Here is a 10,725-nt window from a genome sequence, read left to right as displayed (position 1 = left end):
CGACCGCAACTCGACAAACTTTCACTCGACGATGATGCTTCAGACCACGACTGAGACCAGCTGTATCGCGCGACAGATCAAGGCTGCCCGAACCCACTTCATTCGCTGAATATTCTCAAGGACGCAATCTCGCCCCCATACTGTGATTGGTGTCACAAGGCGATCTGATTCCATCCGGCCTGCGTTTCTTTTTGTCCAGATCCCGGTGATCGGACGGTATTCAAGCAAAAAGACATGTGAACCGCCTTATCGCCGTCTGAACTGGCTTGGGAAAAAGCTACTACCAATGAGCGTGTCATAGAAGGGTACTCATGGCTTGCTGAATCACTCGTCGGTCTGCGGTTCGCCACCGTCAGCGGCCGTTTCGGGTTCCCGTTGGCGTCGCATCTCCTTTTCCCAGCGGACTCGCATCACGTTGCCGTACATCGAGAGGACAAGGCCGGCGAACAGTACAAACATCCCGATGTTGATGCCGACCGTGAGCAGGAGGTTCGTCACGTCGCCGCTGACGACCAGCTCTCGTGGAACTGGGTAGCCCTCTCGGACGATGCTCCCTATCAGCACCGAGACGATACCGACGACGACGAGCGAGCCGAAAATCGTCGACACGGAGTGCCAACTCGGCGAGAGGTCGAGTTCCTCGATACCCGTCCCCTCGTGGTCGCCGTCGTCGTGGCTCTCTGGGATCATGCTCCGGGGGATGAACGCCTTCGTCTCGACGGGATAGAACGCGGGATGCATCCCGTGTTCGAAGATGTGGAACATTACCCCCATCACCATGATGACGCCCAGCAGTCCGTGGAAGACGACGAACGCCATCGCGGCGGTTCTCGTCGCGAAGTACTGCATCAGCCCGGTCTTCGACCAGATGAGCAGCCCCGAGATGGTGAGCAACAGGAGCTCAACGGCGAAGATGAAGACGACGCCCTTGCCGACATAGGACAGAAGCGGCGCCTCGTCGGCCTCGTAGCCAGCGAACTGTCGGGCGTGTGGATGCCGTTCGTCCGCTCGCCCGAGCATGAACTGGACGTCCTGCAGGAACGCGTCGATATCGGCTTTCGCCGGGAGTACATCCTTGAAGTTGCTACGGCCTGTCGGGCTGATTACCATCAGCACCATCCAGAAGACGATGAGCGCGACGAGACTGACCCCGGCGACGCGATGGAGCGCGGTGACGCCCGTCGCGCCACCCAGAAGCGTCATCATCCACCACAGTTCCGAATTGAACATGATGGCGTAGCCGGTGAAGAACAGCAAGAACACGTCGAGCGCCAAAAGCGAATGGAAAAGCGTCGTCACCCGCGTGAACTTGCCGTGGTCGAGGTTCGTCATTCGGTCTCACCTCCTTCACCGGAGCCGTCGGCCCTCACCGTCCCGCCCTCCCCGGGGTGCCGCATCCGAGCGGCGATGCGGCGGAAACTCGCCCAGTGGAGGAACAGCAAGAACAGGACGAACACGCCTAGGACGACGTCGGCGGCGTGAACCAGCGCGATGAGGAAGTCGAGGACTGGGATCGTGTTTCCGGCGACCCAGTCGGCGCCGACGCCACCGTCTTCGATAGTGGGACCGACGCGGAAGAGCGTCTCGTAGAACGGCCCGAAGCCGCTGGCCCACCACACTGACAGGACGGCGACGACGATACCGATGAGCGCCGAGACGAAGACCGAGATTGGGGAGTACCCCTCGACTTCGGGCGTCTCGTAGCTCATCGGAACTCACCGGCGTCGTCGCCGAAGATGATTTCCATCGAGGTTTCGTTGAAGAACGTGCCGGCGTCGCGTTTGTCGAGTTCGTCGACGATCTGCGAGGGCTGTCCGACGAGAATAGCGTCGGTCGAACACTCCTCGGCGCAGGCCGGTCCCTTGCCGACGTCCTGTCGTTCCTCACACATGGTACACTTGTCCATCTTGCCGCCGGTGCCGAACACCTGTGCGGAGCCGTCGTCGGACTCGGGGAACTGCGGCGCACCGAACGGACACGCCGAGAGACAGTACTGACAGCCGACACAGAGATTCTCGCGGACGTCGACGAACTCACCGTCCGTCTTGATGAGGGAGTCGGTCGGACACACCGACACACAGGGTGCGTTCTCGCAGTGGTAACACTGCATCGGTATGGACGTCTCGCCGGGCGATTCACCCGCTGCGAGCGCGGCCGTACCGGACATCCCGGACCCCTCTTGGCCCTCCAGCATCGTCGAGATGCTGATACGTTGTTCGTCGTGGGGAACGTCCCACGTTCGCTTGCAGGCGACGACACAACCACCGCAGTCGATGCACGCGCCGACGTCCGGGAAGATCCGCGTCCCCTCGCCGACGCTCATTACGCCATCGCCCAGTATCTGTTTGTTCGATTGAGACATGCTTGTATCACCTCATTGAACCGTTTCGTTGTCACGGATGTCGAAGTTCTTCTGCTGGCCGATACCGTCGCGGTCCTGCGGGAACTCGAGGTCCGTGTCCATACCGAGCTCCTCGAGTAGGTCCTGGGTGGCCGGGCGGACGGCCACCATCGACACCTTCGTCTCCTGCATCTGTGTCTCGACGTCGTAGCCCCGTGACGTGATGGCGTTCGCGGAGTCTCCGATGGCGTACGGGACGGTGCCTTCGGGATATTTGCCCTCCTGACTTTCGCCCTTGAACACCCCACCCCAGTGGAACGGGAGGAACACCTCCTCGTCTTGGGGGCGTTCGGTCACCCGTGCTTTCACGAGTACCGACCCACGGTCGGTCGACGAGACGACGACGAGATCGCCGCCGTCGACGCCGAGTTCCTCGGCTTTGGTGGGCGTTATCTCCGCGTACATGTGGGGTTGTAGGTCGGCGGTATGGATGTTCGATCGCGTCTCCGAGCCGCCACCCTGATGTTCGACCTGCCGGCCGGTCGTCATGATGGTGTCGAGTTCCGGTCCGTCGCTATCAGCGTGGATGATATCCATCGCCTCCTGCTGTTCGGCCGCGTTGTTCTGGTCGAGCCGGTAGAAGTTCTGCTGCTGACCGTTCGCCGGCCACTCCTCGACGAGATCCGGTCGCGGACTCTCGATGGGTTCGCGGTGAACCGGAACCGTGTCCAGAAAGCCCCAGACGACCGCCCGCGCCCGCCCCCGACCGGTCGGCGCGTCGGGCTGTTTGTAGTCGTACGCCTCGTAGAAGTCGGGGTCGACGCCCTCCCCGATCATGGTTTCGAGGTAGTCGTCGAACTCCGGATTTCCGGTGTCGGGGTCGTCGATTGCCTGTGCCGCGGTGTATACCGACTCCCGGTTGTCCAGGGCGTACCGCTGCGGTATCGTCAGCTCGTCGGACTGCGTCCGCTGGGTTGGGTCAATGAGGCTCTGCGGCGGCGTGACTTTCCAGCCCGGATACTCCGGAACGCCGTGAATCTGGCCGTCCTCGGCCACGTCCCTGCTGCCGGCCCAGTCGGGGACGTAGGGGTCCCGAATCAGGCTCAATGCGTCCTGTTGGCTGTCGTATCTGTCGCCGACGGCGTCGACGGTCTCCCGAAGCGGGTAGTCGGCGTCGGTGGGCATTTCGTCCCACTCCTCCGGCGTCGGGGCCTGGACGCCCCACCGGGTCCGGAAGTCCTGACCCCCGGCGTTGGGGTTCATGTCGTCGTTCCAGATGATAGGCGTCCCCGGATGTCCCTCTCCCCAGCAGGGCCACGGGAGCATCCAGTACTCGCCCTCGACGGGCGTCCCTTCGGCACCTTTGAGATCTTCGCTAGAGAACGCGTAGTCGTACTCCAAGTGCTGTTGGAGCCGTTCGGGCGTCTGGCGGTAGCCGATGGTGTTCGTCCCGAGGTTGAACTCCCGGATGACGTTCTCGTAGGACGATTTGCCGTTGTGCATCTCGGGGCCACTCCCCCAGTCGAAGTGCTCGCCGAACCCGAGCGCATCGGCCAACTCCTGCATGATTCGCAGGTCCGGCCGAGAGTTGTGTGCGGGCTTGGCGACCGGTTCTGACCACTGTACCGATCGGTTCGTATTCGTCAGCGAACGGTAGTGCTCGTACTGGCTCGAGGCCGGTAACAGCAACACCGGCGGGCCGTCCTCGTAGTCCGGGAGAACGCTCGCGACCGAGGGGAACACGTCGATGACGACGAGCAGGTCGAGGTTCTCCATGCCCTCCTTCATTTGCTCCATCTCGCTGATGGAGTTCGCGGAGTGGCCCCAGAACACCGCGATCTTTACCTGGTCGGGCTGGTAGATCGGCGTCTCCTGATAGCGGTCGTCCTGGTCGAGGGCCGCCTCGAACCAGCGGGCGACGGTGAGTCCGTTCTGGAACATCATCGAGTTCTCGGCCGGATCACTGGGACCGTGCCCCGGATCGTCCCGACTCGACGGGAGGTCCGCCTCGTCGTTCCCCTCGTAGACCGGATGCTGACGAACGTACTTGTCCGGTGGCATCAACTCGAAGCGGTCGTACATATCAGCGAAGGACGTCGAGCCGCTGGTGTAGGGGTTCTTGTCCCAGATCTCGGCCCACCAAGACCAGCCACCGGCCGTGAGGCCGTAGTAGCCCGGCAGGATGTGACTCGCCACTGCGAGGTCGGTCGCACCCTGAACGTTGGCGTGGCCGCGCATGACCTGCAGGCCGCCGCCGCTCCGGGCGGAACTACCGGATGCGAGGCTCAACGCGGCGTACGAGCGGATGTTTTGGGTGCCGTTGTTGTGTTGGGTGCCGCCCATCGCCCACTCGATTTGAACCTCTGGACGGCTCTCGTCGACCATCTCCGCGATGCGTTCGATATCCTCCTCGGCGACCCACGTGATATCCGAAACGGTCTCTTTGTCGTACTGATCGAGCTCTACGTCCAGGTCTTCCCAGCCCTGAACGCGGTCCGTGAGCATGTTCTGACCCGAGTCGTCTGCGGAGGGGTCCATCGCCAGCCCGTACTCGTCGCGGAGCTCCTTGATGACGCCCATCATCAGCGCCACGTCGGTCCCGGGCCTGAACCGGACGAACTCGTCGGCGTGGGCCGCGGTCTTCGTGAACCGCGGATCGAGGACGAGTATGTCCCCGCCGCGTTTCTGCCCTTCGAGGATGTGCTGCATCGCGATCGGGTGGGCCTCGGCGGGGTTCTGCCCGACGATGATGTTCAACTCGAAGTTGCGGTAGTCGGGAACGGTGTTGGTCATCGCACCGTAGCCCCACGTGTTCGCTAGCCCCGCAACCGTCGTCGAGTGACAGATGCGTGCTTGGTGATCGACGTTGTTCGTCCCCATGAACGCCGCGAGCTTTCGGATGGCGTATGACTCCTCGTTGGAGTGGTGGGCACTCCCGAGAAGCATCACGCTCTCGCGGCTGTGTTCTTCGTCGACGTCGATCGCGTCGCTCGGCGATACGTCCGAATCGGGCCACAGTGCCCGGATGTCGGTCGCGAGACGGTCGTAGGCCGTATCCCACGAGAGCTTCTGCCACTCCCCGTCACCCCGAATCATCGGGTGTTTGAGACGCTTCTCTGAGTGCTCGGTCTCGTAGATGCCTGCTCCCTTCGAGCAGAGCGATCCGTTGTTTATCGGGTGGTCTTCCCACGGTTCCATGCCTACGAACGAGTCGCCCTTTCGTTCGCCATGGAATCCACACCCAACAGAGCAGTAGTTACAGATGGTCTTTGTCAACTCGCCGTCCGTATCCTGTCCGTCGACCTCGTCGTTGCGTTGGGCGAGTACCTGTCCCGCGGTACCGCCCCCGAGTGCGACGACGCCCGTCAGAGCGCTTGCCTTCATGAACGACCGGCGATCGAGGTCGAGGGAGACTGGTTCCGTGCTCATACCATTAGTATGCGGAGTATCTCGTTGTTTGACTGCGATTCTCTAGCATATAGGAAATCATCCTATATTAAACACCTGGCTGTTAGCAAACAGATTTTAAGGACGTGGTGACAGCCGGGCGACCGGTTGGACAAAAAGCATATGTTCGTGGTAGCATTTGACATACTCGATGAACGTAGGGGCATTCGTTTGCGGCTGTGGCGGTACCTGTGGGATCGACCTCGAGGAGGTTCGAGAGGGCGTTCGAGACGTTGACGTCGTGGCATCCTCGGAGTTGCTCTGTGAGGGCGGCCTCGACAGTGTCGAACACGTCATCGACGAGTACGACCTCGACCAACTCATCGTGACGGCATCGGACGACCGGTGTCGGCGAGCGTTCCGCGAGTTGGTCGAACGGAAAGACCTCCACCCGGATGCGGCGGCGTTCATCGACCATCGCGAGCGGGCCGCATGGGTCCACGACAGGGAAGCCGCGACCGACAAGACCGCCCGACTGCTCAACGCAACCCACGCCGGTCTTCAGGAGGAAGCCGTCTCCAGAACGGTCTCCCGGGACGCCGGCGACCGGGTCGCGGTCGTGGGCGACGCCGAGACGGCGGCCGCCCTCACCGAGTCGGCGGACGTGACCCTCGTCGCTGATGGTCGCGAGTTCGCGAACGTCGATACCGACCTCGAAGACGTTGACCTCACTCGCGGGAATATCGTCGACGTCGACGGACGGTTCGGCGAGTTCGAACTCACCCTCGAATCGAGAGTCACCGAAGCCTGCATCGACTGTATGGAGTGCGTCAGGGAGGGCCCCGACGACGTCACCGCACGCCCCGTTCAGATTCCGGCAGATGCCCCCGATGGCGAGTGGACCGGGGTGTGCCCGACCGACGCGATCGACATGGACGGGACGACCCGTCGGATCACCGTCGACCAAGTCATCCACCCCGACACCGACCCGGATACCCGCGGCGGTCGTTTGGGCTACTACGCCGGCCCCGTCGACGCCGCCACGATAGCGGCCGTCGAGTCACAGCTCGGCGGCATCGAGAAACCCGCCTTCCTCGACCTCGAAATGGACGTCTGTGCCGCTGGCGCCTCCTCACAGCGGGGCTGTACCGCCTGCTCGGACGCCTGCCCGCACGGCGCGGTCAGTCGGCCATCGATCGATGTCGTCGAGTTCGACGAGGTGGCCTGTCAGAACTGCGGTGCCTGCACCTCGGCGTGTCCAACCGGCGCCACACAGCTTCAGGAGCCATCGAACCGGCGCATCGCCCGCGAAGTCGAGGCCCTTCTGAAGACGGAAAACGACGATGGAGGCTGGCTGTTCGATCGAGGGTCGAGCGGCATCGACCAGCCGGTCGTCGCCTTCGTCTGTTCGGAGCGGGCCGCCGACCGACTGCGCGAGTACGGCCGGCGGACGGCACTCGGAGAGAGCGTCTCCTATCCGCCGATTCTCCCCGTGAAAGTCAACTGCACCGACACGGTGGGGGAGGCCCACGTCATGCACGCGCTGGCGGCGGGCGCCGACGGCGTCGCCATCGTCGGCTGCGGCGGCGACTGTCTGCACTCCGGACCTGACCCCAAGGAGGAACTGGTCGAGCGCCTGAACCGCGCGACCGCCGACCTCGGCCTGGGCGAGCGCGTCGGCTTCTTTGCACCCGGGGCCGACGACCCCGGCCAGTTCATCGAGGAACTATCCATGTTCGTCGTCGAGCGCCTAGACGAGTCGCCGGTTCCCGCCGGCGAACATGAGGCCGACGGGACTATGGAGGGCGACATCGACCGCCCGGCCTTTGCCTCCCACGCGTGGACGCTCGAATCCGTTCGTACCCTCCTCGAACACGTCGACCCCGAACGGGAGGTCATCCGCGGGCTGAGGGACTTCGCCTGGATGGAGGTCTCGGATGCCTGCAACCTCACGCCGACCTGTACGAACCTGTGTCCGACCGACGCCGTCCAGCGGACGAACGAGGGCGACCTGCTTTTCAACCACGAGCGCTGTGTCAACTGTGGCCTCTGTGAGGAGGGGTGTCCGGAGACGGCCATCACGATGCAGGACGGACTCGACCTGTCGCTCCTCCCGGAGAACAGCGAGGAGGCACCCGACGACCTTCCGAACGACGCGTGGACGCGCGTCTACGAGGGCGAGATGCAGGAATGCGTTCGCTGCGGGAAGCCCTTCGCCTCCGCCGGGACCGTCGACAAGGTCCGGGGTGAGGTCGGCGACGCCGTCGAAGGCATCGCGCCGGAGTCGCCGCACTCGGTCTTCGAGTACTGCGGCGACTGTCGGACGCGGCTGCTGTACGAACGAGGTGAAAACTGATGGACGAAACCCAGATATACGAGGCACGACTGGAGATAATCGACTTCCTCATCGAGGTGTTCTACGACGCCCCCAGCGAGGAGTTCCTCGGGCGGCTGTTCTCCGATGAGGTAACCGTCCCGGAGGGGGAGATCAACGACCTGATGGACCGCGGCTTCGAGCGGCTCGAGGCGTTTATCGAGGCGAATCGGTCGCGGCCGGTCGAGGACGTCGCCGACGAACTCCGGACGGAGTACACCCGGCTGTTCGTGGGGCCGCGACCGCCAGCACTCCCCCACGAAACCTACTATCGCGAGGACACCGAGTTCATCGGCGAGGGACTCGCGGAACTCGAAGCGGACTACTCGGCGGCGGGATGGTCTCCCTACGAGGAATACCCCGAGGAAAACGACCACCTCGCCGTCGAACTCGCGTTCCTCCGAAATCTCGTCGACCGCCAACGGCGCGGACAGGAGGCGGCCTTCGGCTACGAGCGGGTGCTTCTCGACGAACATATCGGGCGGTGGGATGAGGCATTCCTCGAAACGGTCCAAGCGGAGTTCGACGTGGTTGAAGCCGAAGCGAACCTCTTTCTCGCCGCTGCGGAGGTGTTCGTCGGTCTCGTCGAGTTCGAGGACGAGATCGTCGCCCAACAGGTTCCTGGCTAGCTTCGCACACGACGACGAAGCCCGACAGCAACGCGAGGACGCCGAGTGCGGCTGCCACGGGCGCCCCCGTATCGATGGCCCGCTCGATCACGGGCGAACCTCTATGTTCCCCCCTCGTGACAGTCGCGCGTTCCGCGACGTCCAAACGTAATGGTTCGTACTGGCGTACAGCGATTCATCCCCCCCCCGACTCGCTCCGGTTGGTCGCTCGTTGAGGAAGGGGCACTCTCGCCGCGATTCTAGTAAAAAGCGTTACTCCGCTAGGGAGACGTCGCCGTCGACCTCGCCGGTGTGGAGTTCGTTCGGCCAGACGCCGTGGTCCCACACCTCGAACCCGTTGAACGTCTCGGTCGCCCCCTCGGGGCGCCATTCGCCGTCCTTATGTGACATACTACCACATACTGAAGACGAGGTATTAAACCTTGTGTGCGCCCGACGGCTTGCGTTCGGTTGGGTCGCTGAGCCGCCCCGACGTGACCGTATCCCGCTCGGTGACCGCCAGCCGGCAGAGGGCTTCGGAGGTGGACGTGGTTAAGCAGTTGCTACACTCTACTTACGACAATACCCGATTTACGAACCACAACGGTCCGTATCAGGTCGGCGGTGCGTTGGACGGTCGCTCCTCGTCGTCAAGGAACACGCGCGCGAACAGGTCGACGTAGAGGGTGAGGACCGCCGACTCGTCGATATCTTTCGCCGTCGCCTGTCGTTCGAGAAAGCTCGCCAGCTCGTCGGTCGGTTCGTGGTGGACGGTCCGGCCGTCGACCTCAAAATCGACTTCGTGTGCGCCGGAGATTAGGTGTTCGACCTCCAAGAGAGCCTGTTCGACCTTGGTTTCGAGTGCCTCGTCGTGCTCCTCGAGGCGAGCCTCTGCCCACTCCTCGGCGGCCTCGGATAGACGTTCGCTGACCTCGAAAGAGATCAAAACGACGTCCCCCCCTCGGCCTCAAAGGCGGCTTTCCAGAGGGTCTCCTCCTCACAGACCGGACACCGCTGGCGGAGTTCCGATCGCTCCATCCTAGCGAAGTCGCCAATCTGCCCGCATTCGGTACACTCGAAATACGTCATTCCGGCGGCCAACTCTCGGGCGCGGGCTCTTTTTCACCCAGTTCGCCGAACAGGGCGACCAACAGCGCGGTGAGTCCCGCGAGGACGATGAGTCCGACGACCCCGCTGGGGGCCGACCGACCAATGTAGTCCATCGACGTCCACTCGATCAGTTCGAGAACCTCGAACCAGGCGATGACCGCCCAGATGGCGACTGCGAGGACCCCGAGCGTTATCCACCGCATCTGTTGAAGCGCAGTTCTGACACCCATGTTAACTACCCACGCTCAAATTGGGACGGGGGGAGTGAAAAACTTACCCCACACTTCGCTTTGCCTTCGCCGCGGCTTCCTCGGCACAGTCAAAGCGGGGACGTTCGGTCGGGGACAGCGTTCGGTTCGCTATGGTTCCGTCGCGCATCGTCGATGCGTTCCCCGCACCCCCTTCGAGACGCACCATCTATCTTTCTTCGAGCTCAGCTTTGCACGTTAGCGTCAGTGGTTGAGGTGAAGTCCCTCGGGGACAAGTGGTTCGAGAGACGCCGTCTCTCGTCATCACGAAGGACGTCGTCTTCCGTACGACTCCGAGGCACTCTCGCTGTATCTCTGTAGATTGTATGAGAACTGTGCGGCGTTGACGAGACGCGAAGCGTCTCGTGAACGCTGTATCCCCTCCATGCCCGCGCCTTCTCTTCGGTCGGCGCTCGCTGAGGAAGGGGGCTTAGCGCCTACTTTCATACTGACGGACAAAAGAATATACACACGACGCACGAGGATCACGCCGTTCGACGGAGCGAACGGCGAATCACTCGTGAGTCGGTTTTATTTGATTTCGTCCACCAGTATCAGTTAAAACGGCTCTGTTGAATCACTAGACAGCGGCGGGATCGGTCGCTAAATCAAAGGAATTGAAGCGGGAGGCTTCCGTTGTCCATGACGCAAATCTCC

Annotated in this window: 9 protein-coding genes; 2 read left to right on the top strand and 7 right to left on the bottom strand. The window is 62.7% G+C overall.

The features are described 5' to 3' along the window. Positions 1 to 324 precede the first annotated feature (324 nt). From HZR14_RS12745 to HZR14_RS12730, 4 genes are read right to left on the bottom strand one after another with little or no spacing between them, the layout of a single operon-like run. Positions 325 to 1,332: a cytochrome b/b6 domain-containing protein gene (locus tag HZR14_RS12745; protein WP_181693258.1), complete on the bottom strand. Its 1,008-nt coding sequence runs from the start codon at positions 1,330 to 1,332 to the stop codon at positions 325 to 327. After that, complete coding sequence (locus HZR14_RS12740; RefSeq protein WP_181693257.1) at positions 1,329 to 1,709, bottom strand: hypothetical protein; 381 nt, start codon at positions 1,707 to 1,709, stop codon at positions 1,329 to 1,331. Before HZR14_RS12740 ends, HZR14_RS12745 begins: the two co-directional genes overlap by 4 nt. After that, positions 1,706 to 2,362, bottom strand: a complete 657-nt coding sequence (locus tag HZR14_RS12735) for a 4Fe-4S dicluster domain-containing protein (RefSeq protein WP_181693256.1) — start codon at positions 2,360 to 2,362, stop codon at positions 1,706 to 1,708. Before HZR14_RS12735 ends, HZR14_RS12740 begins: the two co-directional genes overlap by 4 nt. Before the next feature lie 12 nt (positions 2,363 to 2,374). Beyond that, positions 2,375 to 5,770 (bottom strand): molybdopterin-dependent oxidoreductase, encoded by a 3,396-nt coding sequence (locus tag HZR14_RS12730; RefSeq protein ID WP_181693255.1) that lies wholly within the window; start codon positions 5,768 to 5,770, stop codon positions 2,375 to 2,377. Positions 5,771 to 5,939: 169 nt separating this feature from the next. Here HZR14_RS12730 and HZR14_RS12725 point away from each other — a divergent pair, with 169 nt between their 5' ends. Beyond that, the gene (locus HZR14_RS12725; RefSeq protein ID WP_181693254.1) at positions 5,940 to 8,084 is read left to right on the top strand and encodes a 4Fe-4S dicluster domain-containing protein; all 2,145 of its coding nucleotides are present in this window, start codon (positions 5,940 to 5,942) and stop codon (positions 8,082 to 8,084) included. Beyond that, on the top strand, positions 8,084 to 8,731 hold the full coding sequence (locus tag HZR14_RS12720) for a TorD/DmsD family molecular chaperone (protein ID WP_181693253.1): 648 nt from the start codon (positions 8,084 to 8,086) through the stop codon (positions 8,729 to 8,731). Before HZR14_RS12725 ends, HZR14_RS12720 begins: the two co-directional genes overlap by 1 nt. Before the next feature lie 252 nt (positions 8,732 to 8,983). On the opposite strand, the gene HZR14_RS12715 is transcribed toward HZR14_RS12720, so the two are convergent. From HZR14_RS12715 to HZR14_RS12705, 3 genes are all read right to left on the bottom strand, one after another. After that, entirely contained in the window at positions 8,984 to 9,121 is a 138-nt protein-coding gene (locus tag HZR14_RS12715; protein WP_181693252.1) for a hypothetical protein, read from the bottom strand. A gap of 202 nt (positions 9,122 to 9,323) precedes the next feature. Continuing rightward, positions 9,324 to 9,656, bottom strand: coding sequence for a hypothetical protein (locus HZR14_RS12710; protein WP_181693251.1), 333 nt, complete (start codon positions 9,654 to 9,656; stop codon positions 9,324 to 9,326). Positions 9,657 to 9,795: 139 nt separating this feature from the next. Beyond that, positions 9,796 to 10,050: a hypothetical protein gene (locus HZR14_RS12705; protein ID WP_181693250.1), complete on the bottom strand. Its 255-nt coding sequence runs from the start codon at positions 10,048 to 10,050 to the stop codon at positions 9,796 to 9,798. Between the last annotated feature and the right edge of the window lie 675 nt (positions 10,051 to 10,725).

The organism is Natronomonas salinimetallica (assembly GCF_013839515.1).
Classification (GTDB): Archaea; Halobacteriota; Halobacteria; order Halobacteriales; family Haloarculaceae; genus Natronomonas.
This window is presented reverse-complemented; position numbering and strand designations above follow the sequence as displayed.